The following is a 22,548-nucleotide window of genomic DNA, read 5'->3' on the forward strand; positions in this document are numbered from 1 at the left end:
TCGAACCGGTCAACGGCCCCAAGGACAACCACGCCCGGCGCGGCGGGGACGCAGGCTTGCGGAGGCGGTCCTGCTCGCAAGCTATCCAGCGGCCATCGTGGCGGCCAATTGGGCCACGACCCTCTGGCCAGCGGTCGCCGTCGCGACCCTGCGGATTCCCGCCGGGGCATTCGTCGCCGGTCTGGTATTCACCCTGCGCGACCTCGTGCAGGAGGCCCACGGCACGCGGACAGCGCTCCTCGCGATCGCCGCCGGGGCGGCGATGTCCGGGCTGGTCGCGTCACCGCGCATCGCGCTGGCCAGCGCGGCGGCGTTCGCCGTCTCTGAACTGGCTGACTTCGCCGTTTACACCGCGCTGCGCCGCCGAAATCGGATCGTCGCGGTTGGCCTGTCGAACGCGGTCGGGCTGCTCGTCGACAGCCTGCTGTTTCTGCCGCTCGCGTTCGGCTCGCTGGCCTACCTGAGCGGCCAGGTCACCGGGAAGACCGCCACCACGCTCCTCGCTGTCGTGGTACTTGCAGGCGTCCGCGCACCCCGGAAGGCGGCGTTGACGTGAAGTTCTTCCTCGGCATCCACCAGCCCATCTGGTTGACCCGTGTGCGGGACATTCCGCTGCTGGTCTCGCACCGACGGCTCGGCCACCGGCGCACCCTGCCCAGGGCTGTCACTGAATGGGCGCTCGACTCCGGTGGGTTCACCGAGCTGCAGCTCCACGGCCGCTGGCAGACCGACGAGCACAGCTACGTCCGGGCGGTCCGCCGCTACGCCGACGAGATCGGCAACCTCACCTGGGCCGCGCCCCAGGACTGGATGTGCGAACAACACATTCTCAAGCGCACCGGCCTGACCATCCGCGAGCACCAACGGCGGACGGTGCGCAACTTCCTCCGCCTTCGCGAACTGGCGCCCGACCTTCCTACCCTCCCCGTGTTGCAGGGCTGGACCGCCGCGGACTACCAGCGCTGCGCTGATCTTTACGAACTGTCCGGGATCGACCTGGCATCCGAACCGCTTGTTGGAATCGGGACAGTGTGCCGTCGTCAGCATCGAGCTGACGTGGAACACATCGTGCGGACCTTCGCGTCCCGCAACCTTCGCCTACACGGGTTCGGCGTCAAGATCGGCGGCATCGGCCGGTACGCTGAGGCACTCTCCAGCTCGGACTCCGCATCCTGGAGCAGGCGTGGCCGCTACGTCCCCGGATGCGGTCCGAGCCACCGCACCGAGTCGAACTGCCTGCGCTTCGCGCTGAGCTGGTACCGACAGATTCACTCCACGCTGGCTTCGGCCGGAGCGTCCGCGGAAGACATGTCCCCCAGTCCCTCGGCGAGGGTCGCATGAAGACCATCGCTGCGCTGTTCGCGCCGCGGGCTCATTGCTCGCCGCGCGGCTCGGCGTTGTCCGGCTCGCCGACGAGCGACACCTCGCGTGGCGTGTCGATCCCGAACAGCTCGTTCGGTGTACATCGCAGCGTTGTACACAGCGCCTGCAGCGTCGCCATCTTCACCTGGACCGGCTGCTTCTTCATCAGGTCGGACACCGCCTGGAGGGACAGCTCATACCCCGCCCGTTGGATGAGCAGCTCGCGCAGCTCCTTGGTGGCCCAGACGTCACGGGAGGCCATGACCTTCCGCAGCCGCCACTCGATCCGCACCTGCTGCCTTCCCACGCTCGTCCCCGAGGCGCTCCGCGCCGTCGCCAACCGACACACAGTGTCCCCGATGCTCTGCCGAAGCTGGCCACAGCACCTCCCGGCGTGTTCGGCAGACACCCAATCCAACAAGCATCACTCGAAGATTCGCGGTAACACTTGGAGTACTCAAGTGTTACTTTGATAAAATGGCAGACCTGTGCACGGCTCGACAGAGAGGAGGTGCCTCGGCACCCATCACCTTCAACGCCATGCCGACGCAACGCCGTTTGCGGCCTGCGCCGGTAGTGATCTTCTGGACTCGCGTCGACCGGCCACCTCGTAGCCACGAGGTGCTCCAACACGAGTTCGGCAAGGCTCACGGTCCTGCCGAACAGCAAGAGTCCAGCACGGCCACGAGCGCCGGCCCCGCACATACGCCGTCGGGGAGTAGAGGCCCGTTGGTCGTGACAGCTTCGGCGTTCCCAGCTCATTCAACGCACGTCATGGTGCGTGCCCGCGTCGCCACGAAACCCGCCTCGCGCGGACCGGCGACCGCAGGTGTCGACGGCTGGGAGTGCCCGCTGTGTCGACGGTTCCTGTCGCCGACCAGCACGCCCGCGCCCGTTCTCTGCCGAGCAGGGAACCTCGCGGAGCGAGGCGGGAGGTGCGCCATGCGCCACCCACGCAACACCCCAGAACCACCAGAGCCCAACTGTCGGTTCCGGCTGAATACTGACCCCCTGGTTCCGCTTGGGTTCCAGTGCTTGTCGCAACACTCCTGGTAGAAGAGGGCGTGCTGATGGCGAGGCGTGGAGCGAAGCGGCGGCTGGATCTTGAGTCGCGGTACTGGCAGTTGATCCTGTCGGGGGTAGGGACGGTCGAGGCGTGCCAGATCATCGGGATCGGCCGTAAGACCGGCTACCGCTGGCGGGCGGAGAACGGCGGGCTCCCACCTGCGTTGGTCGCCGAGGAGGCCCGTTCGAGCCGATATCTGTCCCGGTCCGAACGGCAGCGGATCGCCACCCTGCGGGCCCAGAAACTGTCGATCCGGGAGATCGCGCGGCGGATTTGCCGTCACGCTTCCACGGTCAGCCGGGAGCTGCGCCGCAACGTCCGGCCGCATGATCAAGGGCGCTACGACGCTGACCTGGCGCATTCCCGGGCCCGGCAACGTGCGCGTCGGCCGCGCCAGGCTCGGTTGATCCAGGATTCGCAGCTGCGGGCGGCCGTGCAGGCGAAGCTTGAGCTGGAGTGGAGTCCCGAGCAGATCGCCAACTATCTGCGGTCCGCTTTCCCTGATCACGCCAGCTGGCACGTGTGCCACGAAACGATCTACCAAGCGCTCTACCACGGTGGCAAGGGCGGTCTGAGCCGCCGGCTCACGCAGCGTCTGCGTACCGGCCGGGCGTTGCGCAAGCGTCGCCGCCGCGCTGATCAGCGACGGAGCCGGTTCGTCGCGCCCACTCTGCTGATCGAGCACCGCCCGGCGGCGGCCCACGAGCGGACCCGCGTTGGTGATTGGGAAGGTGACCTCATCGTGGGCCGCGGCAACCAGTCGGCCATCGCCACCCTTGTCGACCGCTCCAGCCGCCTCCTGCGTCTGGTTCACCTGCCCGGCAACCGCGGCGCCGACACGGTCCGCGACGCCCTGATCGCTGTCCTGGGCGCCCTTCCCGAAGCAGCGCGACTGACGTTGACCTGGGACCAAGGATCCGAAATGGCCTACCACGAACAGATCGCACCGCTGCTGCGTGAAGGTGTGTTCTTCGCGCACCCAGGAAGTCCATGGCAGCGCGGCACGAACGAGAACACGAATGGCTTGCTGCGCCAGTACTTTCCCAAACGCACCGACCTCGCGATCCATACGCCCGAGCACCTCGGCATGGTCGAGCACAAGCTCAACCACCGGCCACGCAAGACACTCGGATGGCGGACACCCGCCGAGGTCTTCCACAACGCCGTGGCATCATAGACCCCGTCACCGTTGCGACGACCGCTCGAATTCGCCCTGGAACCCAAGCGGACCAGGCGGGTCACGATTCGACCGGCGTTGACACCCAACGACCCGATCCCACTTCGGCCGCCCACTGACCCTACCGGCGCTGCCCGACGACGGCGAGCAGCGGACACGAACTGGGAGATCGAACGCGTCGAGACCACACCAATGACGCCCGAGCAATACGAGACCGCCGTGTCCACGCTCGCCACCTTGATCACGCAGTGGCTGCGGGACACCCGACAGCAACCCGACGACCAGGCGGCCTGAACTCGCCGCCAACCGATGGTCGACCGCTCGAAGACCCGTGACACCGAGAGGAGTTGGAACCATGTGGCCATCCGCAACCACACGACGCACCAAGAACGCCGCGATGAGCACGACGGGTGCCGTCCGGGCGTGCACCTACATCCGATGCACCACTGAGGAGCCCCGACCCCGCTCGATCGACGCCCAAGCCGCCAGCATCCGCGCCTTCATCGCCACCCAGCCGAGCTGGCACCTGATCGAACCCGCCGAGGACACCGCGGTGGCCAACACCGCCCGAGCCGACTCGGCCCGAGGCCACCGCAGGCACACCGGGGTTACACCGCCGCCCCCATCCGCAAGTGCGTGAGCGTCGGCCTCGCGCCATCCAGAAACCCACAACGGAAACCTGTAAGGAGTTTGAGCAATGGCGCGATCCGCAACCGCGCAGCGTACGAAGAAAGCTGCGATGACCACGCTGGGCGAAGACGTGCGGGTCGGCGTCTACGTCCGGCGCTCCACCGACGACGAACATCAACCCTACTCGATCGAGGCCCAAGACACCCGTCTGGCCGCCTACATCGACTCCCAACCCGGCTGGCGCCTCGTCAAACGATTTCCCGACGACGCCTCGGGCGCAAGCATCGACAAGCGGCCCGGCCTGGCCAAGGCGATAGCCGCGGCCCGAGCCGGCCTCATCGACGTCCTCCTCGTCTACCGAGTCGATCGCTTCAGCCGCAACCTGCGCGACATGGTCACCCTGCTCGACGAACTGGACCAAGTCGGCGTCGTGTTCCGCTCGGCCACCGAGCCATTCGACACCAGCACACCGATGGGACGGATGCTGGTGCAGATGCTCGGCATGTTCGCCCAGTTCGAACGCGACACCATCATCGACCGGGTCATCGCCGGCATGGAACGCAAGGCATCCAAGGGAAAATGGAAAGGCGGGCGCCGTCCCTTCGGCTACACCGTCAACAAGGACACCCACCAGCTCATCCCGCACAAGGACGAAGGGGCGATCGTCCGGTTGATCTTCGAGCTGTACACGCGCAAGCGTCTCGGCGGCAAGGTCATCGCCCGCGTTCTTAACGAACGTGGGCACCGGACCACTACCGGCGGCCGGTGGTCGTCCTACCAAGTGCTGCGCGTCCTAGCCAACCGCGTCTACATCGGCGAACTGAACTTCCGCGGCATCGCCACCACCGACTGCCACGACGCCATCGTTGACCTGGACGACTTCGAGAAGGCTCAGCAGATCCTGGCCGCTCGCGGTGAGGATTACAGCCACCGTGCCGCCAACGGCTCGGATTACCAACTCACCGGCAAGATGCGCTGCCCGAAGTGCAACAAGGCCATGATCGGTACCCGCGCCCACGGCAAGACCAAGATCTACCGCTACTACACCTGCTTTAACAGGTCCCGCTACGACACCGACAAGTGCGACGCCACCCGCATCAACGCCGACGCCATCGAACCCGCGGTGCTCGACGCGCTCAGCAGCTTCTACCGCGACCATCACCGCCTCATCGCCGACGCGATCACCCGCGCCCAGGCTCAACACCTCGCCGGAGAAGACAACCAACGCGCCGAACTCGCCACCATCGAAGCCGAACTCACCAAGACCAACCAAGCCATCGACCGCTATCTGGGCGCCTTCGAAAACGGCACCCTGGACGAAGAAGACCTCGCCAGCCGACTCGCCACCCTCAAGACCAAGACCAAGCAACTCCGCACCCGCCGCGACGAACTCGCCGATCAGCTCACCGACGCCCCGCAGCCACTCCCGAAGGAGGCACTCGCCAACATCGCCAACCACATCTCCGAGATCATCGCCAGCGGCACCGACAACCAACGCAAGGCCCTTATCGAGACCCTGATCGCCGAGATCAAGATCACCGCAGCCGACCGCATCGTGCCCGTCTTCCGCATCCCCCAACCGCGAGCAGAAGAAGCCCCCCTCAACGCCACAGAAGCCCCAACCAGAGCAAAAACCCTGGCCAGAGCCTCTAAGGAAGGAGTTCGTGCAATGACTAATTTGGTGGAGCTGAGGGGAATCGAACCCCTGACCTTCTCGATGCGAACGAGACGCGCTACCAACTGCGCTACAGCCCCTTGATGGAAGCTCGACGAGCATAACAGCCCGTGCCGACCCGCCGGACGGGTGGGTGCCTACTCGCCTGCCGCCCGCCGGAAGGGGACGGAGCCCGGCTCGTCCAGCTCGTGGAAGGCCGGGTCCTCGTCGTCGGGGTCCACCACGACGGCGTTCTGCCGGGTGCGGGCGGTCGGCATGGGCTTGCGCTCCACACCGGGGATGTCCCTGCGCGGCGGCGTGGGCCGGGCCGGGGCAGAGGCAGGCGCCTCCCGAGGCTCCGGGCGGGCGGCGTGACCGGAGGCGTTGAGCCTGGCCATCCGCCGCTGCCGGATCTCCTCCTCGATCCGGACCTGCCTGCGCAGGTAGACCAGGTACCCCACCAGCACGAGGTCGACGGCACCGTGCAACCACCACAGCACCGGCAGCAGGAATCCGGCGAGCACACCGGTGACCACCGCCACCAGCAACAAGGCGACCACCACGCGCTGCCGGTAGGCGTACTTGGCGCGGGCGGCGATCTCGGCGGCCTCGGGATCGAACCCGCCTCGGCCAGGGCGATACTGCCGGCCCGCACCGGCCGCCCGGTCGGACCCGCCGGTAGCGCGCTGGCGCGCGGGCTCCTCGGGTGCCATCGGTTCCTCGTCGGGGAGGTCTTCGAGGTCATCATCGAGATCGGCGTCGAAGCCGTCCTCGAAGTCCTCGTCGAGGTCGGCCGGGTCGTCGACGTCCCCGGCATCGTAGTGCGCCACGCCCGGGGTGTCCTCGTCCTCGACCGGCGTGTCCCTTTCTGACTGCGCGTTTTCGGACAAGGCGAACTCCTCCCGGCGACTGACGAACGCGCCGTTCCCCCTCCCGCTGCGCACGACTCTGGCCGCCAATGCGGAATCATTGGTCCGTGCGATTTCCTGGCGCTTGCGCGCGATCATCGGAACAAGAACGACGAGCCATGCCGCGGCCAGCGCGACAATGATCAACGAGCTCGGCATCTCCCGTCACCTCCCCCGACTACGACTCCGGTAGTCACGCTAGCCACAGGAGTAACAGATCGGGCGGAGCCACGCCGAAACGGATCTTGAAAAGGAGTCACCGAATACGGTGAAGATCACGAGGGGTGTGTAACGCTAGCCGGCGTGCTCGGCCAGCCCAGCGGCGATGATCCGGCGCACCAGCCCCTCGCCGGTCTCCTCCGCGGTCAGCGCGAAACACAGGTGGTCACGCCAGTCCCCGGCGACATCCAGGTAGCGCTGGAACAGCCCTTCCTTCCGGAAGCCCACCTTGTCCAGCACCCGCAGGCTCGCGGTGTTCTCCGGCCGCACGGTTGCCTCGATCCGGTGCAATCCCGCCTCACCGAACGCGTGGTCGACGGCCAGCGCCACGGCGCCGGTCGCCAGTCCCTTCCCGGCCAGCTCCGCCGACACCCAGTAGCCGATCCACGCCGAGCGCAGCGAGGACCTGATCACGTTGCCCAGGGTGAGCTGCCCGGCGAGCCGCCCGTCCAGGGTGATCGCGAACGGCAGGCAGTGCCCCCGCCTGGCCAGCCCACGCAGCGCCCACCACTGCGGCAACCATGCCGACAGCCCGTTGCGCTCCTGCCAGGTCCCGGCGGAGGTCGGCTCCCAGTTCTCCAGGTAGGTCCGGTCCCGCAGCCGGATACGGCTCCACTCCGCACCGTCCCGCAGCCGCACCGGCCGCAGCGCGAGCTCCCCTCCCGCTACCCGCAGCGGGCCCGGCCTCGCCGGCCAGCCCGGATGGCGCGGTTCGACCGCGTACTGCGTGGGATGCCCAGGCGTGGACATATCCACCCCGACGTTACGCGCGCTGCGCGAGGAAGGTCACGTTCACCTGCTCGCCCGCGGCCACCTCCGTAAGCTCCTCCTCCACGGTGATCAGGCAGTTCGCCTCGGCAAGCGAGGCCAGCAGGTGCGCGCCAGAGGTCCCCAGCGGCTGCACCAGGTACTCCCCGTTGGACTCGTCCCGCAGCAACTGCCCCCGCAGGAAGCCCTTGCGGCCTGCGGCCGAGGTGATCGGGGAGAGCAGCCGGGCACCGACCACCCTGCGATGCGGGTTGCGGGTGCCCCGCGCCAGCCGGATCAGCGGCCGGATCAGCACCTCGAACACCACCAGCGCGCTCATCGGGTTCGCGGGCAGCAGGAAGGTCGGCACCGAGTCCGGGCCGAGCCTGCCGAAGCCCTGCACCGAACCGGGATGCATGGCGACCCGGGTCATATCGATCCGGCCGAGGTCGGACAGGGTGGCCCGGACCTCCTCGCCCGCGTTCCCGCCCGCGCCGCCCGCCACCACGACGACCTCGGACATCAGCAGCCTGCCCTCGACGGTCTCGCGCAGCTTGCGCGCGTCACTCGGCACGATGCCGACCCTGCTGACCTCGGCGCCCGCGTCCCGCGCGGCCGCGGCCAGCGCGTAGGAGTTGACGTCGTACACCTGGCCCACCGAGGGCGTGCGGTCGATGTCCACCAGCTCGTCGCCCACGGAGACCACCGACACCCGGGGCCGCGGGTACACCAGCACCTTGGATCGCCCGACCGCGGCGAGCAGCCCGACCTGCGCGGAACCGATGGTGTCGCCCTGCCGCACCGCCACGTCGCCGATCTGCACGTCCTCCCCGGTGCGGCGCACGTACCCGGCCGATGGCACCCCCTGGTGCACGGTCACCCGGGCCTGATGGCCGTCGGAGTAGGCGGTAGGCACCACCGCATCGGCCAGGGTGGGCAGCGGGGCACCGGTGGCGACCCGCACCGCCTGCCCCGGCTGCAGCCGCCGGGGCTGCCGGGACCCGGCCGGGATCTCCCCGACCACCGGCAGCTGCACCGGCTCCTCGCCAGCGGTGCGCACGTCCACGCTGCGCACCGCGTAGCCGTCCACCGCGGCCTGGTCGAAGCCGGGCAGGGCGTCCTCGGCCACGACCTCCTCGGCGCACAGCAGCCCTTGAGCCTCCGAGATCGCCACCCGCACCGGCCGCGGGCGCACCGCGGCGTCGAGCACGAGGGAGAGCTGCCGGTCGACCGGGCGGAACTCGGTCGCGGGCTCGGTCGCGTCCGGTTTCTCAGTGGCGTAGGTCGGCTCGGGTCCGGTCATGAGCGTAGTGTTCCGATTCGTTCTGTCAGCCAGGTACGCAAGGATGGCCCGTACTCAGGATCCTCGAGCGCGAAGTCCACCGCAGCACGAAGGAACCCGCCAGGGTTGCCGAGGTCGTGTCTGCCGCCCCGGTGGACCACGACGTGCACCGGATGCCCCTCCTCGATCAGCAGCGCGACGGCGTCGGTCAGCTGCAGCTCACCGCCCGAGCCGGGGGTGATCCGGCCGAGCGCGTCGAAGACCGCCCGGTCCAGCAGGTACCTGCCCGCCGCGGCGAAGGTGGATGGTGCCTGGTCCGGAGCCGGCTTCTCCACCATCCCGTGCACGCGCTTGACGTCGTCATCCGCGGTGTCGGCGACGTCGAACACCCCGTAGGCGGAGATCTGCTCGCGAGGCACGTCGAAGGCGCACAGCACGCTGCCACCATGCGCGGCGCGCACCTCGGCCATCCGGCTGAGCACCCCGGTCGGCAGTACCAGGTCGTCCGGCAGCAGCACCGCCACGCAGCCGTCCTCGGGGTCGAGGTTGGGTTCGGCCTGCGCCACGGCGTGCCCGAGCCCGAGCGCCTCGTGCTGGATCGCCACCTCGACGTCCAGCAGCCCCGGCCCCCTGCGCACCTTCTCCAGCAGTGCGGTCTTGCCCTTGCGCTCCAGGGTCTCCTCCAGCTCGGGGGAGCCACGGAAGTAGTTGACCACCGCCTCCTTGCCAGGGGAGGTCACGATCACCAGGCGTTTCGCGCCGGAGTCCGCGGCCTCGCCTGCCACCAGCTCGATCCCCGGGGTGTCCACCACGGGAAGCAGCTCCTTGGGCACGGCCTTGGTGGCCGGCAGAAACCTGGTACCAAGGCCTGCGGCCGGCACGATCGCGGTTCGGAACGTCTGGTCTGTTTCGGCGCCCGTCATGGGCGCAAAGCCTAACCTGGGGTGGTGCACGGTTGCGGCAATGAGCGCCCCGGCAAGGCCGAGTGGCGCAAATGGTTGACGGCCCGGCGGGCGGAGGTCTCCGTCCAGCAGCGGGTCAGTGAGGCGAGCGCACTGGCCACGGCGGTGGCGGAGATCACGGCGGAGGTGGCCTGCTGTTACCTCCCGTTCGGGACCGAACCCGGTTCACTCGCGTTGCTCGACATGCTGCGCGAGCGCGGGACCAGGGTGCTGCTCCCGGTGGTGCCCAGGGAGCCTGGACCGCTGGACTGGGCCGAGTACACCGGGACATCCAGCCTGGTCAACGGCAGGTTCCGCGGGCTACTGGAACCCTCGGGCACGCGGCTGGGTCCGGCCGCCCTCGGCACGGCCTCCCTGGTGCTGGTGCCCGCGCTGGCGGTGGACCACTCCGGGGTGCGGCTGGGCAGGGGCGCGGGCTACTACGACCGCTCGCTCGGTTTCGCCGCGCCGGAGGCCCAGCTGGTGGCCGTGGTCCGGGACGCCGAGCTGGTCGAGCAGCTGCCCGCGGAGGAGCACGACATCCGGATGGCCGCCGCACTTACCCCCGGACGGGGGATAGTCCGGCTGCCTTACCCCGATCCGGTGTGACGAATCCAGGTTTGCACTCCGGGAACGCCGTACCGCAGAATTGTGTTAGCACTCTTGTCCCTCGAGTGCCAGCGCGTGAAGGAGCACCGGTGCCCACCTACCAGTACGCCTGTAAGGAATGCGACCACCAGTTCGAGACGGTGCAGTCGTTCTCCGACCCGAGCCTGACCGAGTGCCCACAGTGCTCGGGCACCCTGCGCAAGCTGTACGGCGCGGTCGGGGTGATCTTCAAGGGCAGCGGCTTCTACCGCAACGACGCGCGTTCCGACTCCGGGAAGTCCAGCCGGAACGGCTCCGCCGCCGACTCCGGCGGCAGCGGCGAGACCGCGAAGTCCGAGAAGTCCGATTCCGGCAGCTCGGACTCCGGCAAGTCCGAATCCTCGAAGTCCAGCGGCTCCGGTGGCTCGGACAGCGGCTCTTCCTCGAGTTCCTCAAGTTCCTCGAGTTCGTCGGGCTCATCGAGCTCCTCCGGTACGAAGGCGGCCGCGGCGGCTTCCTGAGAGTTGTCCACATCAGCCGGGTTGTCCACAGCCCGGCGATCCACCGCTTTCCCTCCCGGCATCGCCCTGCCTAACGTCGGTTGAACCGCGGGGCGGGTGGTCCGCCCCGCGACCGGAAAAGGGGGCGGTCATGGGCGGGACATCCACTATCAGCCGGCTGTGGGACAGAGCCTCGCCCGCGCGGCTGCGCGGGCTGCTCAGCGGCAGGCGAGCCCTGTTGCTGCGCCGCACGCTGGCCATCTCCTTCCTGGTCGCCGCCGGGGTGCTCGCGGTGTACCCGGCCGCCGCCGACCGCGGTACCGGGGACCGCAGGCCGACCGTGGTGTCGGCGCGCGACCTCCCTTCCGGCGGCACGCTCGGTGCGGCCGACCTGCGCGTGGCACAACTGCCTGCCGCCCTGCGCCCGCGGGGCGCGCTGAGCGTTCCGGAGGCCGCCGCTGGCCGGGTGCTCGCCGGTGCCGCCAGGGCGGGTGAGCCGATCACCGACGCCCGGCTGGTGGACCCGGCCGCCGCGACTCCCGGCACCTCCACGGTCCCGGTCCGGCTCGCCGACGCGGGGGTGGCCGAACTGCTGCATCCCGGCCGCAGGGTCGATGTCGTCACGGTCGGCCCCGGCGAGGAGGGGCGGCGGGTGCTGCCCCGCCCCGCCACGGTGCTCACCGTGCTGGCCACGGGCGACCGGTCACGGGACGGACCGGCGCGGTCCGGGGAAGGCCCGCTGGTGCTGCTGTCCGTGCCGGTGGCGGACGCGACCCGGCTCGCGGCCGTGTCGCTGGCTCACCCGGTAGCCATTACCCTCCGGTAGCAAATTTCCGGAGATCAGTATGGCGGGAGTGGGGCGTGTTCAAGGGCTTCAAAGACTTCATCATGCGCGGCAACGTGATCGACCTCGCGGTCGCGGTGGTCATCGGTACCGCGTTCACCGCGATCGTCACGGCGTTCACCGAAGGCCTGATCAAACCGCTGATCAACGCGCTGGGCGACTCCGGGGCCGGGCAGGGGCTCGGCTTCCGGATCCTGGAGGACAACGAGTCCACCTTCATGGACTTCGGGAGCGTGCTGAACGCGGCGATCAACTTCCTGCTCATCGCCGCGGTGGTGTACTTCGTGATCGTGTTGCCGGTGCAGAAGCTACAGGCCCGGCGCAAGCGCGGGGAGGAGCCCGGGCCTGCGGCGCCCACGGACACGGAACTGCTGGCCGAGATCCGGGATCTGCTCCGCGAGCAGCAACGACGGGGCTGAGCGGCCGCTACCGGTCGCCGTGGTGCGGCGGCCGGTTCTCCAGGTACCAGGAATCCGAGCCGGGGGGCCGTTCGCCCGGCTCGCGTTCGTCCGAAGTGGTGTCCGGCAGCACCTCGCCGAACACCTCGTCGAGATCGCGCCGCGCGGGGCCCCGCCGCGACCGGCGCGGCGGTTCACCCGCGGGCATCTGCTCGGTCATCGGCTAGGCCTGCGCCTCCTCCAACCCGGACAGCTCGCCGATCACGTACGGCACCAGGCCGGAAAGGGTCGCCATCCCGTCCCGCACCGCGGCGCGGGAACCTGCCAGGTTCACGACCAGGGTGCTGCCGGAGACCCCGACCAGGCCACGGGAGATTCCCGCGTCCACCGCCCCGGCGGCGAGGCCGGACGAGCGCAGCGCCTCGCCGATCCCCGGGATGGGGCGATCCAGCACGCCCGAAGTGGCGTCCGGGGTGACGTCCCGCGGTGACACCCCGGTTCCGCCGACGGTGATCACCAGGTCCGCGCCGCCGATCACGGCGGTGTTGAGCGCGTTGCGAATCGCCACCGTCTCCGCATGCACGACGACGGTGCCGTCGACGATGAACCCAGCCTCTTCCAGCAACTCGGTGACGAGCGGACCGGCGGTGTCCGCATTCTCGCCATGAGCGGCACGGTCGTCGACGATCACCACGAGGGCGCGGCCGAGCCGCTGTGCACTCCGTTCCATGGCCCCCACCGTAGCCGGTCCGCACCGGCGCGATCGCACCACTCGATCGGCGGATCGTCGAGCGAGATATGACCGAAGGCTTACGCCCTCGCCTGCCCGGCTGCGCCGCGAGCGGGCTCCCCCTAGCGTGAGGGCGTGCGCGTTCTCGTCACCGGAGGAGCCGGGTTCATCGGCTCCCATATCGCCGACCTGCTGGCCGCCGAGGGCCACCAGCCGATCGTGCTGGACGACCTGCTCCCCACGGCACACGGCTCGGCCGCCGCACCGGCGTACCTCAGTGCGCACCGGTTCGTCCGGGGCGATGTCGCCGATCCGGCGACGCTGGACGGCCTGCTCTCCGAAGTGGACGCCGTCTGCCACCAGGCCGCGGTGGTCGGCCACGGCGTGGACCCGACCGACGCACCCTCCTACGCTCTGCACAACGACTACGGCACCGCCGTCCTGCTGGCCGGCATGTACCGGGCGGGAGTGCGCAAGCTGGTGCTCGCCTCCTCGATGGTGATCTACGGGGAGGGCCGGTACTCCTGCGTCGAGCACGGCATCGTCTGCCCCGCCCCGCGCGGGCGGTCCGATGCCGACGCCGGGCGCTTCGAGCCCCGCTGCCCCGGCTGCGGCGCCGAACTCGGCTGGCTGCTGGTTCCCGAGGACGCCCCGCCTGCCCCGCGCAGCACCTATGCCGCCACCAAGCTCGCCCAGGAGAACCTCGCGGCCGCCTGGGCCCGGCAGACCGGTGGCTCGGTGTGGGCGCTGCGCTACCACAACGTGTACGGACCCCGGATGCCGCAGAACACCCCGTACGCGGGGGTGGCCTCGCTGTTCCGCTCCGCCCTGCGCCGCGGGGAGGCCCCAGGGGTGCTGGAGGACGGCGGGCAACGGCGCGACTTCGTGCACGTCCGCGATGTCGCGCGGGCCAACCTGCTCGCCCTGCTGGCCGAGACCGAACCGGGTGAGCTGATGCCGGTGAACGTCTGCTCCGGCGAACCGCGTACCGTCGGTGAGCTGGCCGCCGAACTGGCGAGTGCCTGCGGCGGGCCACCGCCCCGGATACTCGGCGGCCTGCGGCCCGCGGACGTGCGGCATATCGTGGCCGACCCCGCGCGCGCCGAGAAGCTGCTGGGCTTCACCGCGCGCACCGGTTTCGCCGAGGGTATCGCCGCCTTCGCCACCGACCCGCTGCGCGACCCAACTCAGTCCACTCCCGAAAAGCCCTGAACGGACCGCTCAGGGGGCGGCTAGCGGGAGGCGGACCTCGAAGCGGCAGCCGTGGCCCTCGTTACGGACCCCGATCTTGCCCCGGTGTGCCTCCACCAGGCCCTTGGCGATGGCGAGGCCGAGCCCACCGCCCGCGGTGCTCGCGCCACGTTCGGGGGTACGGGCCTGCGTACCGCGGTACGCCACGTCGAACACCCTGCCGATCTCATCCTCGGGGATACCGCCGCAGGAGTCGTTCACCGACAGCAGGGCGTTCCCGTCCTCCACCCCGACCTGCACCGCAACCGTGCCGTCCGGCGGGGTGTGCCGGATCGCGTTGGACACCAGGTTGCGCACCACCCTGGCCAGCTCGGGGTCGCTGCCGGACACCACCGGCCAGGACTGGGCGCTGGCCAGCACCCGTACCCGCTTCTGCCGGGCCAGCGGGGCCTGCGCGGCCACCGCGTCGCTGACGATATCCCGCAGCGGTACCGCCGACAGGGTCAGCTCCAGCGCGCCCGCGGTGATCCGGGACAGCTCGAACAAGTCGTCCACCATCGCCGAGAGCCGGGTGGCCTCCCCACTGATCCGGCCCGCGTAGCCCGCGACCTCCTCGGGTTCGGCGACCACGCCGTCGGCGAGCGCCTCGGCCATCGCGCGGATCCCGGACAGCGGGCTGCGCAGATCATGGCTGATCCAGGCGACCAGCTCCCGCCGGGAGGCCTCGGCGGCGCGCTCCCGCTCCCGCGCCTCGTGCTCCCACACGCTGCGCCGCGCGATGGCCCTGCCGAGCAGGATCGCCACCGGCACGGTGATCAGCGCGACCAGCAGGCAGACCACCAGCATCGTGGTCAGCGTGGTGTTGAACATGAACCCGCTGACCCCGAGCACGCCGACCAGCGAGGCCAGTACCGGGACCAGCACCAGCACGGTCAGCGTGCTGGCAAGGGAACGATGCCGCAGCCAGTACAGCAGCAACCCGCCCAGCAGGGCGATCGGCAGCGCGACGGCCAGTGCCACCGGCAGGATGTGCCAGATATGCGCGAGGAACTGGCTGAAGGACTCGTTCGGTTCGATCACGAGGGCTGTCCCGACTGTCCGGGGTCGTAGCGGTAGCCGACGCCCCACACCGTGGCCACCCGGACCGGCTTGGCCGGGTCGCGCTCGATCTTCTCCCGCAACCGTCGCACATGGACGGTCACAGTGGACTGGTCACCGAAGTCCCAGCCCCACACCTTCTCCAGCAAGTCCGCACGGGAGTACGCGGTTCCCGGATTGCTCAGGAAGAACGCGAGCAGGTCGAACTCCCTCGTGGTCAGCGGCAGCTCGGCACCGCCGAGGGTGGCCAGCCGCGCGTCCAGCCGCAGCAGCAGGTCGCCGTCGGCCAGCTCGGTGCGGGCCGGTTGCCTGCGCGGCATCCGTGCCCTGCGCAGCACCGAGGAGACCCGCAGCGCCAGCTCGCGCGGGCTGAACGGCTTGGTGACGTAGTCATCCGCGCCCAGCTGCAACCCGGCGATCCGGTTCTCCTCCTCGCCGAGCGCGGTCAGCATCACCACCGGCACCTCGCTGGTCTGCCGCAGCTGCCTGCACACCTCGAGGCCGTTGATCCCCGGCATCATCACGTCCAGCACCACCAGATCGGCGGGCCGGGCGGCGAAGCGGCGCAGGGCCTCCGCCCCGTCTCCGGCCACATCGACCGTGAAGCCCGCGACCTCGAGGTAGCGGCGCACCACATCGCGCACCGTCTCGTCGTCGTCGACCACCAGCACCCGGCCTGCCGCTTCGCTCATCTCACCCGTCCTCACCAGATCGTCAGCACCAGATGGTTCACCGCCAGCGCGAGCGCCGCCTGCGCGGCCAGCCACCATCGCCGCGATCCCGCAGGCAGCAACGCCGTCGCCGGCAGCAACCACACCGCGAACGGTAACCAGATCCGCTCCACCTCCGCCTTGGACAACCCGGAAAGGTCGGCGAAGGCGACGGCCAGCAGGGCCGCCACGACGAGCAGCACCACCGCGTCCCGGCGCGCGGGCCGGGATACCGCTGCCACGGCGGCGCGCCGCACCCCGGCCACCGTCGCGAGCCCCACCGCCAGCACCAGGCAGGCCAAGTTGGCCCACACCCAGTACGAGTACGGCCGCTTGGCACCGATGCCCTGGTAATAACGCTCGACAACCAGGTGGTACCCGTCCAGCCACCAGAACCCGGCCAGGGCGAACACACCGACCACCACCCCGGCGCCGAGCACCGCCAGCAGCAGGGTCCGCAGGCTCCGCCCCGCCGCCACGACGGCCAGCGCCACCAGCCCGAGCAGCAGCAGCCCGTAGGAGAGGAAGATCCCGAAGCCGAGCACCACTCCCGCGGCAACGGCAACCGGAGTCGCCGACCGGCGTCCCCCGGCGAAACCCCGGCAGGCGCAGGCCAGCAGGGCCAGCCCGACCGCGGTGACCCCGGCGAACAGCCCGTCGGCGGACACCCCGACCCAGACCGCGCCGGGGAACAGCACCACGAAGGGCAGGCTCGCCCGCGCAGCCTCGGCCCGGCCGAGTGCGGCCAACGTGACCGGCACGGCCACCGCCACCAGGCAGCCCGACAGCACGCAGACCGCGGCCGCCCACACCCCGCCGGAGAGGCCGAGCCGGTCCAGCCACACGAACACCAGGGTGGCGCCCGGCGGGTGGCCGGCGACGTGTGTGGTCCAGGAATCCGGGCTACCCGCGAGGATGCGGTCGGCGAACCCGCCCAGCATGGCCGGGATGTCCACGATGCCCGGCACCTCGTGCAGGTACTCGAACCGGTTGGTCAGCCTGCCCGCGAACCCGCGGTCCCAGCCATCCACCATGGCCAGGCCGAAGGTCCAGCACAGCGCGGTCAGGTAACCCAGTGCCAGCAGCGGGCGCCAGCGCAGCCGCGCGGCCAGCGCCGGGCCGTAGCCGACCACCGCGACGGCGGTGAGCACGGCGAGCACCGAACCCGGCCCGATATGCGGCAGCCAGCCGCCGTACAACGGGGGCGCGAAGGCCCAGATGACCACACCCGAGCCGGGCCGGTTGTAGTACACCCCGACCGCGACCGCCAGGCCGACCAGCACCAGCGCCCCGCCCGCGACGATCAGGTCGCCGAGTACGGCACGCCGGTTCGCCGTCGATCCGGTCACCGGGCCGACGGCAGCAGAGTCTCGCACCGCCGCACGATAACCGCACCGGAGCCGGGCACCAAGCCGGGGCCGCCGCACGTCAGCACTTGGTAAGAACTGGGCCCCCGCTCGGTTACGTCAGAAATCGGTAAGCATGGCAACGCTTTCCGACCGTCCACGGTGGATCTAGCTTGGAGGCGTGAACGCAGACGAGGTCGATGTCGTCCTACCGTGCCTGAACGAGGCCCGCGCGCTGCCCGGCGTCCTCGGCGCCCTGCCGGCTGGCTACCGCGCGATCGTGGTGGACAACGGATCCACCGACGGCTCCGCCGAGGTGGCCGCCGGGCTCGGCGCGCGGGTGGTGCCCGAGCCCCGCCCCGGCTACGGCGCCGCCGTGCACACCGGCCTCGAGGCCGCCACCTCGGAGGTGGTGTGTTTCGTGGACGCGGACGGGTCGCTCGATCCCGGCGAGCTGCCCCCGCTGGTGGCCGCGGTCGCCGGTGGCGAGGCCGAGCTGGCCGTGGGCCGCAGGGTGCCGGTGGCCCCCGGGGTGTGGCCCTGGCACGCGCGGGCTGGGAACCTGCTGCTGTCCGCGCTGCTGCGGCGCAGGGGGCTGCCGGTGCACGACATCGCACCGATGCGCGCGGTCGGCCGGGCCACCCTGCTGGAGCTCGGTGTGCTGGACCGCGCGTTCGGGTACCCGCTGGAAATGCTGATCAGGGCCACCCGCGCGGGCTGGCGGGTCCGCGAGTTCGACGTGGCCTACCGGGAACGGGCGAAGGGCACCACCTCCAAGGTCTCCGGGTCCGTGCGCGGCACGGCGCGGGCGGTGCGGGACATGGGCCGGGTGCTGACCCGATGACCGCCGGGTTCTGCCTGCTCGTGGTGGCCAAGGCCCCGGTGCCGGGGCTGGCCAAGACCCGGCTGTGCCCGCCTGCCACCCCGCGGGAGGCGGCCGAGCTGGCGGCGGCCGCGCTGCTGGACACCCTGGATGCGGTGCTGGCCGTACCGGGGGCCGAGCCGGTGGTGGCGTTCACCGGTGAGCTCGGCGAGGCGGCAAGGGCAGCCGAGCTGGAAGACATGCTGCGGCGCTGCACGGTGCTCCCGCAGCGCGGCACGGACTTCGCCCGCAGGCTGGCCCGCGCGCACGCGGACACCGGCGCGCGGTGGCCGGGACACCCGGTGCTGCAGATCGGGATGGACACCCCGCAGGTCACCCCCGAGCTGCTGGTCTCGGTGGCCGCGCCGCTGCGGGCGGACGGTACTCCGGACGCGGTGCTCGCCCCGGCGACCGACGGTGGCTGGTGGGCACTCGGGCTGCGCGGACCCGACCACGCGCGGGTGCTGGCCGGAGTGCCGATGTCCCGCGCGGACACCGGTGCGCGCACCGCGGCCGCCCTGCGCGCGGCCGGGCTCAGGGTGGCCACCGGACCCACGTTGTCCGATGTGGACACCATGGCGGATGCGGAGCGGGTCGCGGCCACGGCGGGCGGCCGGTTCGCCGAGGCGCTTGCCACGGTGCACGGACGGATCACCGTGCCATGACCGCGCGGGCCACCAGGGGAGGCGAGTTCGACCGGGCGCTGCTGGGCGACCCGTGCTGGCTGGAGCTGGTCACCGGCGAGTGCGTGGCGCTCCCGGTGCACCGCTGGCGGCGGCCGCCGGCTGGCGGGGACGAGCTGCTGCTCGCCCGCTGCACCGGGCCGACCCTGGACGTCGGCTGCGGGCCGGGCAGGCTGGCAGGCGCGCTGGGCGAGCGGGGTGTGCTCGCGCTTGGCATCGACACCTCGGCCACCGCGGTATGGCTGACCAGGCAACGCGGCGGGGTCGCGCTGCGCAGGGACGTGTTCGGCCCGCTCCCCGGCGAGGGTCGATGGCGGCATGTGCTGCTCGCCGACGGCAATATCGGCATCGGCGGCGACCCGGTCGGGTTGCTGCGGCGTATCGCCGAACTGATCGGCGCTAGCGGCAGCGCGCTGGTGGAGCTGGAGCCGCCCGGTGGCGGGCTGCGGCACGCCAGCGTCCGGCTGCGCGGCCACGGAGCGGACGGCGGCTGGTTCTCCTGGGCCTGGCTGGGCGCCGACGCCATCTCGGTGGTGGCGCGGCGGGCCGGGCTGCGGGTCGCCTGGGCCGCCACCCACGGGCGGCGCTGGTTCGTGGAGCTGACCGGACGGCCGGAATGAGCCGGTTCCGCAGCAGCGTGCATTCCGAGCGGGTCGCCGCGCGGGTGGGGATGTGGCTCGGGATCGCATTCGGGATCTGCTTCGTCACCGGGTTGATCAGCCACGCCATTCAGCACCCGCCATCGTGGTTCCTGTGGCCGAGCCGGCCGGTGAATCTCTACCGGATCACCCAGGGCCTGCACGTCATCTCCGGGATCGCGGCGATCCCGCTGCTGCTGGCGAAGCTGTGGAGCGTCTACCCCAAGCTGTTCGAACGGCCGGTGGTGCGCTCGCTGCCGCATGCGATCGAGCGCGGCTCGATCCTGGTGCTGTCCGGGGCCGCGTTCTTCCAGCTGATAACCGGCTTGTTCAACGTGGCGCAGAACTACCCGTGGACCTTCTTCTTCCCGGCCGTGCACTACGCGCTCGCCTGGGTGGCAGCCGGGTCGATCCTGGTGCATGTGGCGGTGAAACGGCCGGTCATCCGCAGGGCGCTGACCAGGGACACCGCGGGCGAGGACCGGGAGCGCGGTGCGACCGGGTTGTCCCGGCGCGGTTTCCTGCGCACCACCTGGCTGGCCACCGGGACGGCGGTGCTGGCCACGGCCGGTGCCACCGTCCCGCTGCTGCGCGAGGTCTCGGTGCTGTCCTGGCGCACCGGCAAGGGATCCCAGGGCGTTCCGGTGAACCGCACCGCCGCGGCCGCCGGGGTGCTGGAGGCCGCGCGGGCAGCGGACTGGCGGCTGGAGGTGGTCACCGGGGAGCGGACCCGCCGGTTCTCGCTCGCCGAGCTCCGCGCGCTCCCGCAGACCACGGCCGAGTTGCCGATCGCCTGTGTCGAGGGCTGGAGCCAGTCCGCGAGCTGGACCGGCGTTGCCGTCGCCGACCTGCTGCGCGCGGTCGGGGCCGAGCCCGGTGCGGAGCTGGCGGTCGGCTCGCTGGAGCGGTCCGGGCTGTGGTCGGCCAGCACACTGCCCGGAGAGCACACGGCCGATCCGCTGACCCTGCTCGCGCTGCGGCTGAACGGCGAGGTACTGAATGTGGACCACGGCTACCCCTGCCGGATCATCGCGCCGAACCGGCCGGGGGTGCTACAGACCAAGTGGGTCAGCAGGCTGGAGGTCCGATGAGCACGCGGGTATGGCGGGAGGCGCCGCGGGTCGCGCTGGCCGTGGCCGGGCTGGCGCTGCTGGCCTGGGGTGTGGTGCTGGTGGGCGAGCTCGCGCTGCCCGCGGGGCCGCATACCCTGCGCCTGCTGGGCTGGCTGGTGGGCGGGCCGCTGGTGCACGACCTGCTGCTGGCCCCGGTCGTGGGGCTGGCGGGCCTGGCGCTGAGCCGGTTCGCCAGGCCCGCCTGGCGGGCGCCGCTGACGGCGGGCGCGGTGATCAGCGGGGTGCTGGTGCTGCTGTCGGTCCCGCTGCTGTGGCGGCGTTACGGGGCCCCGCCCAGTCCTGGGCTGCACGAAGGGGGCACCGGCACCGGCCTGCTCATCGCACTCGCCCTCGTCTGGGCCATCGCCCTGATCGCCGGCACCACACGCCACCTGCGCCGCCGACGGGGGGTTGGTCTCGGCCGCGAGCTGCGGCCGAGCGTGGGTGGGGTCAGTTCACCGGGACGTCCTGGCCGCCGAGGGTGACCTCGACCGTGCTGTTGTCCGCAAGGGTGAAGGTGACCTTCTCGCCGGGCGCCCTGGTGCGCACCGCCGCGACGAGGGTGTTGGCGTCCTCGATGGCCCGGTCGCCCATCTTGGTGATCACGTCACCCGCCTTCAGGCCCGCCTTTTCCGCGGGGCTGCCCGGGGTGATCTCGGCCAGCAGCGCGCCGCCGGAAGGGCTGTCCTTGACCCCGGCGCCGATGTAGGTCTGCTTGGCCGTGCCGGTGTCCATGATCTGCTCCGCGGTGCGGCGCGCCTGGTCGATCGGGATCGCGAAGCCGATGCCGACGTTGCCGCCCTCGGACCGCTGCCCCGGCAGCCCACCGGAGCCGGACTGCGGGCTGTAGATCGCCGAGTTGATGCCGATCACCTGGCCTGCCATGTTCACCAGCGGCCCGCCCGAGTTGCCCGGGTTGATCGCGGCGTCGGTCTGGATCGCGTCCATCACCGTGGTCTGGTCGCCGGGGCCGCCGCCCGCGCTCACCGGCCGGTGCAGCGCGCTGACGATACCCGAGGTGACGGTGCCGGCCAGCTCGAACGGCGAACCGATCGCCACCACGCCCTCACCGACCCGCAGGTCATCCGAACGCCCGATCTCCACCGGGGTCAGGCCGCTCACGCCCTCCGCCTTGACCACGGCGATATCGGTCGTCGGGTCCCTGCCGACGATCGTGGCCTCCGCCTTGTCCCCGTTCTGGAACACGGCCTGGATCTGGCCGCCTGCCGCGGCGACCTCGACGACATGGTTGTTGGTCAGGATGTAGCCGTCCTGGCTGAGCACGAAGCCGGAGCCCTCGCCCTGGCCTGCCCTGCCGGTGACACGCAGCTGCACCACGCTCGGCAGCACCTTCTGCGCCACCGACTCGACGCTGCCGTCCGGGGCGTTGCCGGTGCGCTTGGCCGGGGGCTGCTGGTCCAGCGCGGTCACCGAGGAGCCGCCGCCCGCGGGCTCCGCTACCAGGTAACCGGCGATGCCACCGGCGCCGCCGCCGAGCAGCAGGGCCAGCACCGCAACCCCGGCCACGATCTTGCCGGAGCCGCCCTGCTGCCGTCGCCCGGCGTCCGGCGGGGTCGGGAAGATCGCGGTGGACGGGCTGCCGTACGGCCCGTGCTGGCCGGGCTGCACCGGCTGCCCTGCCAGGCCCGGCTGCTCCGACTGGCCCGTCTGGCCCGTCTGGGCGTACGGGTTGTAGCCGTACTGCGGCTGCTGCGACCCTGGCTGCGCCCCCTGCGCAGACCACGGGCTGGGGGCGGACTGCGTGGGCCAACCGCCGTGCTCCGGCGTGCCCGGGTTGTCCTGTTGTCCCTGGCGATCCTGAGCTGTGGGGTCGTTCTCGGTCATGTCCTCACCATGCGCCT

25 protein-coding genes, 1 tRNA gene and 1 pseudogene are annotated in these 22,548 nt (G+C 71.0%); 14 read left to right on the forward strand and 13 right to left on the reverse strand.

Annotated features, from left to right (window positions below; translation table 11 throughout):
* Window positions 1–97: 97 nt before the first annotated feature.
* Window positions 98–556 (forward strand): VUT family protein, encoded by a 459-nt coding sequence (locus KOI47_RS29030; protein ID WP_232376333.1) that lies wholly within the window; start codon window positions 98–100, stop codon window positions 554–556.
* Window positions 553–1,341: a deazapurine DNA modification protein DpdA family protein gene (locus KOI47_RS29035; protein WP_216209809.1), complete on the forward strand. Its 789-nt coding sequence runs from the start codon at window positions 553–555 to the stop codon at window positions 1,339–1,341. Before KOI47_RS29030 ends, KOI47_RS29035 begins: the two co-directional genes overlap by 4 nt.
* Before the next feature lie 31 nt (window positions 1,342–1,372).
* Here KOI47_RS29035 and KOI47_RS29040 read toward each other — a convergent pair whose 3' ends face one another.
* Window positions 1,373–1,669, reverse strand: a complete 297-nt coding sequence (locus KOI47_RS29040; RefSeq protein ID WP_232376334.1) for a helix-turn-helix domain-containing protein — start codon at window positions 1,667–1,669, stop codon at window positions 1,373–1,375.
* Between the two features lie 757 nt (window positions 1,670–2,426).
* Between KOI47_RS29040 and KOI47_RS29045 the strand changes: the two genes are divergently transcribed.
* The 3 genes and pseudogenes from KOI47_RS29045 to KOI47_RS35980 form a co-directional block, all read left to right on the forward strand.
* Window positions 2,427–3,605: an IS30 family transposase gene (locus KOI47_RS29045; RefSeq protein WP_232376118.1), complete on the forward strand. Its 1,179-nt coding sequence runs from the start codon at window positions 2,427–2,429 to the stop codon at window positions 3,603–3,605.
* A 397-nt stretch (window positions 3,606–4,002) separates the two neighbouring features.
* Window positions 4,003–4,245: a hypothetical protein gene (locus KOI47_RS29050; protein WP_216209811.1), complete on the forward strand. Its 243-nt coding sequence runs from the start codon at window positions 4,003–4,005 to the stop codon at window positions 4,243–4,245.
* A gap of 99 nt (window positions 4,246–4,344) precedes the next feature.
* Window positions 4,345–5,313: pseudogene (locus tag KOI47_RS35980) on the forward strand (recombinase family protein); the annotation flags it as partial.
* Between the two features lie 601 nt (window positions 5,314–5,914).
* Here the strand turns inward: KOI47_RS35980 and KOI47_RS29060 are convergent.
* The 5 genes from KOI47_RS29060 to KOI47_RS29080 all read right to left on the reverse strand — a co-directional run bounded on the left by KOI47_RS29060 (window position 5,915) and on the right by KOI47_RS29080 (window position 9,968).
* Window positions 5,915–5,990, reverse strand: a tRNA-Ala gene (locus KOI47_RS29060).
* A 57-nt stretch (window positions 5,991–6,047) separates the two neighbouring features.
* Window positions 6,048–6,956 carry a divisome protein SepX/GlpR gene (gene sepX, locus KOI47_RS29065; protein ID WP_216209813.1) on the reverse strand — a complete coding sequence of 303 codons (909 nt, stop codon included), beginning with the start codon at window positions 6,954–6,956 and terminating at the stop codon, window positions 6,048–6,050.
* A 135-nt stretch (window positions 6,957–7,091) separates the two neighbouring features.
* Window positions 7,092–7,766, reverse strand: coding sequence for a GNAT family N-acetyltransferase (locus KOI47_RS29070; RefSeq protein ID WP_216209815.1), 675 nt, complete (start codon window positions 7,764–7,766; stop codon window positions 7,092–7,094).
* A gap of 13 nt (window positions 7,767–7,779) precedes the next feature.
* Window positions 7,780–9,066, reverse strand: coding sequence for a molybdotransferase-like divisome protein Glp (gene glp / locus KOI47_RS29075; protein WP_216209817.1), 1,287 nt, complete (start codon window positions 9,064–9,066; stop codon window positions 7,780–7,782).
* Window positions 9,063–9,968 carry a UTP--glucose-1-phosphate uridylyltransferase gene (locus KOI47_RS29080; RefSeq protein ID WP_216209818.1) on the reverse strand — a complete coding sequence of 302 codons (906 nt, stop codon included), beginning with the start codon at window positions 9,966–9,968 and terminating at the stop codon, window positions 9,063–9,065. The genes glp and KOI47_RS29080 overlap by 4 nt, the downstream gene beginning before the upstream one ends.
* 24 nt (window positions 9,969–9,992) lie before the next feature.
* On the opposite strand from KOI47_RS29080, the gene KOI47_RS29085 reads away from it, so the two are divergent.
* Complete coding sequence (locus tag KOI47_RS29085) at window positions 9,993–10,595, forward strand: 5-formyltetrahydrofolate cyclo-ligase (RefSeq protein WP_216209820.1); 603 nt, start codon at window positions 9,993–9,995, stop codon at window positions 10,593–10,595.
* Between the two features lie 244 nt (window positions 10,596–10,839).
* Here the strand turns inward: KOI47_RS29085 and KOI47_RS36560 are convergent, their stop codons facing one another.
* A complete protein-coding gene (locus tag KOI47_RS36560; RefSeq protein WP_408629972.1) occupies window positions 10,840–11,139 on the reverse strand; it encodes a hypothetical protein in 300 nt (99 codons plus the stop codon).
* 86 nt (window positions 11,140–11,225) lie between these two features.
* On the opposite strand from KOI47_RS36560, the gene KOI47_RS29095 reads away from it, so the two are divergent.
* Together KOI47_RS29095 and mscL are read left to right on the forward strand one after the other, a co-directional pair.
* A complete protein-coding gene (locus KOI47_RS29095; protein WP_216209825.1) occupies window positions 11,226–11,900 on the forward strand; it encodes an RcpC/CpaB family pilus assembly protein in 675 nt (224 codons plus the stop codon).
* A 35-nt stretch (window positions 11,901–11,935) separates the two neighbouring features.
* Window positions 11,936–12,337: a large-conductance mechanosensitive channel protein MscL gene (gene mscL, locus KOI47_RS29100; RefSeq protein ID WP_216209827.1), complete on the forward strand. Its 402-nt coding sequence runs from the start codon at window positions 11,936–11,938 to the stop codon at window positions 12,335–12,337.
* A 7-nt stretch (window positions 12,338–12,344) separates the two neighbouring features.
* Here the strand turns inward: mscL and KOI47_RS29105 are convergent, their stop codons facing one another.
* Entirely contained in the window at window positions 12,345–12,536 is a 192-nt protein-coding gene (locus KOI47_RS29105) for a hypothetical protein (RefSeq protein WP_408629858.1), read from the reverse strand.
* 3 nt (window positions 12,537–12,539) lie between these two features.
* Window positions 12,540–13,046, reverse strand: a complete 507-nt coding sequence (locus KOI47_RS29110) for a MogA/MoaB family molybdenum cofactor biosynthesis protein (protein WP_141997951.1) — start codon at window positions 13,044–13,046, stop codon at window positions 12,540–12,542.
* A 135-nt stretch (window positions 13,047–13,181) separates the two neighbouring features.
* On the opposite strand from KOI47_RS29110, the gene KOI47_RS29115 reads away from it, so the two are divergent.
* The gene (locus tag KOI47_RS29115) at window positions 13,182–14,258 is read left to right on the forward strand and encodes an NAD-dependent epimerase/dehydratase family protein (RefSeq protein ID WP_216209830.1); all 1,077 of its coding nucleotides are present in this window, start codon (window positions 13,182–13,184) and stop codon (window positions 14,256–14,258) included.
* Between the two features lie 9 nt (window positions 14,259–14,267).
* On the opposite strand, the gene KOI47_RS29120 is transcribed toward KOI47_RS29115, so the two are convergent.
* Genes KOI47_RS29120 through KOI47_RS29130 form a run of 3 tightly spaced genes read right to left on the reverse strand, consistent with a single transcriptional unit; the run spans window position 14,268 to window position 17,421 of the window.
* Window positions 14,268–15,317, reverse strand: coding sequence for a sensor histidine kinase (locus KOI47_RS29120; RefSeq protein ID WP_216209832.1), 1,050 nt, complete (start codon window positions 15,315–15,317; stop codon window positions 14,268–14,270).
* The gene (locus KOI47_RS29125) at window positions 15,314–16,027 is read right to left on the reverse strand and encodes a response regulator transcription factor (protein WP_216209834.1); all 714 of its coding nucleotides are present in this window, start codon (window positions 16,025–16,027) and stop codon (window positions 15,314–15,316) included. Before KOI47_RS29125 ends, KOI47_RS29120 begins: the two co-directional genes overlap by 4 nt.
* Before the next feature lie 11 nt (window positions 16,028–16,038).
* Window positions 16,039–17,421: a hypothetical protein gene (locus tag KOI47_RS29130; RefSeq protein WP_408629859.1), complete on the reverse strand. Its 1,383-nt coding sequence runs from the start codon at window positions 17,419–17,421 to the stop codon at window positions 16,039–16,041.
* A 151-nt stretch (window positions 17,422–17,572) separates the two neighbouring features.
* Here KOI47_RS29130 and KOI47_RS29135 point away from each other — a divergent pair, with 151 nt between their 5' ends.
* The 5 genes from KOI47_RS29135 to KOI47_RS29155 are packed head-to-tail and all read left to right on the forward strand — an operon-like array spanning window position 17,573 to window position 21,171.
* Window positions 17,573–18,235: a glycosyltransferase family 2 protein gene (locus KOI47_RS29135; RefSeq protein ID WP_216209835.1), complete on the forward strand. Its 663-nt coding sequence runs from the start codon at window positions 17,573–17,575 to the stop codon at window positions 18,233–18,235.
* Window positions 18,232–18,918 carry a TIGR04282 family arsenosugar biosynthesis glycosyltransferase gene (locus tag KOI47_RS29140; RefSeq protein WP_216209838.1) on the forward strand — a complete coding sequence of 229 codons (687 nt, stop codon included), beginning with the start codon at window positions 18,232–18,234 and terminating at the stop codon, window positions 18,916–18,918. The genes KOI47_RS29135 and KOI47_RS29140 overlap by 4 nt, the downstream gene beginning before the upstream one ends.
* A complete protein-coding gene (locus KOI47_RS29145; RefSeq protein WP_216209839.1) occupies window positions 18,915–19,556 on the forward strand; it encodes a class I SAM-dependent methyltransferase in 642 nt (213 codons plus the stop codon). The genes KOI47_RS29140 and KOI47_RS29145 overlap by 4 nt, the downstream gene beginning before the upstream one ends.
* Window positions 19,553–20,665 carry a molybdopterin-dependent oxidoreductase gene (locus tag KOI47_RS29150; protein WP_216209840.1) on the forward strand — a complete coding sequence of 371 codons (1,113 nt, stop codon included), beginning with the start codon at window positions 19,553–19,555 and terminating at the stop codon, window positions 20,663–20,665. The genes KOI47_RS29145 and KOI47_RS29150 overlap by 4 nt, the downstream gene beginning before the upstream one ends.
* On the forward strand, window positions 20,662–21,171 hold the full coding sequence (locus tag KOI47_RS29155) for a hypothetical protein (protein WP_216209841.1): 510 nt from the start codon (window positions 20,662–20,664) through the stop codon (window positions 21,169–21,171). The genes KOI47_RS29150 and KOI47_RS29155 overlap by 4 nt, the downstream gene beginning before the upstream one ends.
* On the opposite strand, the gene KOI47_RS29160 is transcribed toward KOI47_RS29155, so the two are convergent.
* Window positions 21,137–22,531, reverse strand: coding sequence for a S1C family serine protease (locus tag KOI47_RS29160; protein ID WP_216209842.1), 1,395 nt, complete (start codon window positions 22,529–22,531; stop codon window positions 21,137–21,139). The two genes, KOI47_RS29155 and KOI47_RS29160, sit on opposite strands and share 35 nt — an antisense overlap.
* Window positions 22,532–22,548: the final 17 nt, after the last annotated feature.

It is taken from the genome of Amycolatopsis aidingensis, from assembly GCF_018885265.1.
GTDB classification, from domain to species: domain Bacteria; phylum Actinomycetota; class Actinomycetes; order Mycobacteriales; family Pseudonocardiaceae; genus Amycolatopsis; species Amycolatopsis aidingensis.

What these genes read in the sequence shown, in the direction of transcription:
- KOI47_RS29080 (WP_216209818.1), bottom strand. Translation starts at nt 9,968, where the DNA reads ATGACGGGCGCCGAAACAGACCAGACGTTCCGAACCGCGATCGTGCCG.
- KOI47_RS29125 (WP_216209834.1), bottom strand. Translation starts at nt 16,027, where the DNA reads ATGAGCGAAGCGGCAGGCCGGGTGCTGGTGGTCGACGACGACGAGACG.
- KOI47_RS29050 (WP_216209811.1), top strand. Translation starts at nt 4,003, where the DNA reads ATGAGCACGACGGGTGCCGTCCGGGCGTGCACCTACATCCGATGCACC.
- KOI47_RS29145 (WP_216209839.1), top strand. Translation starts at nt 18,915, where the DNA reads ATGACCGCGCGGGCCACCAGGGGAGGCGAGTTCGACCGGGCGCTGCTG.
- KOI47_RS29070 (WP_216209815.1), bottom strand. Translation starts at nt 7,766, where the DNA reads ATGTCCACGCCTGGGCATCCCACGCAGTACGCGGTCGAACCGCGCCAT.
- KOI47_RS29110 (WP_141997951.1), bottom strand. Translation starts at nt 13,046, where the DNA reads ATGGAACGGAGTGCACAGCGGCTCGGCCGCGCCCTCGTGGTGATCGTC.
- KOI47_RS29155 (WP_216209841.1), top strand. Translation starts at nt 20,662, where the DNA reads ATGAGCACGCGGGTATGGCGGGAGGCGCCGCGGGTCGCGCTGGCCGTG.
- KOI47_RS29150 (WP_216209840.1), top strand. Translation starts at nt 19,553, where the DNA reads ATGAGCCGGTTCCGCAGCAGCGTGCATTCCGAGCGGGTCGCCGCGCGG.
- sepX (WP_216209813.1), bottom strand. Translation starts at nt 6,956, where the DNA reads ATGCCGAGCTCGTTGATCATTGTCGCGCTGGCCGCGGCATGGCTCGTC.
- glp (WP_216209817.1), bottom strand. Translation starts at nt 9,066, where the DNA reads ATGACCGGACCCGAGCCGACCTACGCCACTGAGAAACCGGACGCGACC.
- KOI47_RS29160 (WP_216209842.1), bottom strand. Translation starts at nt 22,531, where the DNA reads ATGACCGAGAACGACCCCACAGCTCAGGATCGCCAGGGACAACAGGAC.
- KOI47_RS29105 (WP_408629858.1), bottom strand. Translation starts at nt 12,536, where the DNA reads ATGACCGAGCAGATGCCCGCGGGTGAACCGCCGCGCCGGTCGCGGCGG.
- KOI47_RS29095 (WP_216209825.1), top strand. Translation starts at nt 11,226, where the DNA reads ATGGGCGGGACATCCACTATCAGCCGGCTGTGGGACAGAGCCTCGCCC.
- KOI47_RS29140 (WP_216209838.1), top strand. Translation starts at nt 18,232, where the DNA reads ATGACCGCCGGGTTCTGCCTGCTCGTGGTGGCCAAGGCCCCGGTGCCG.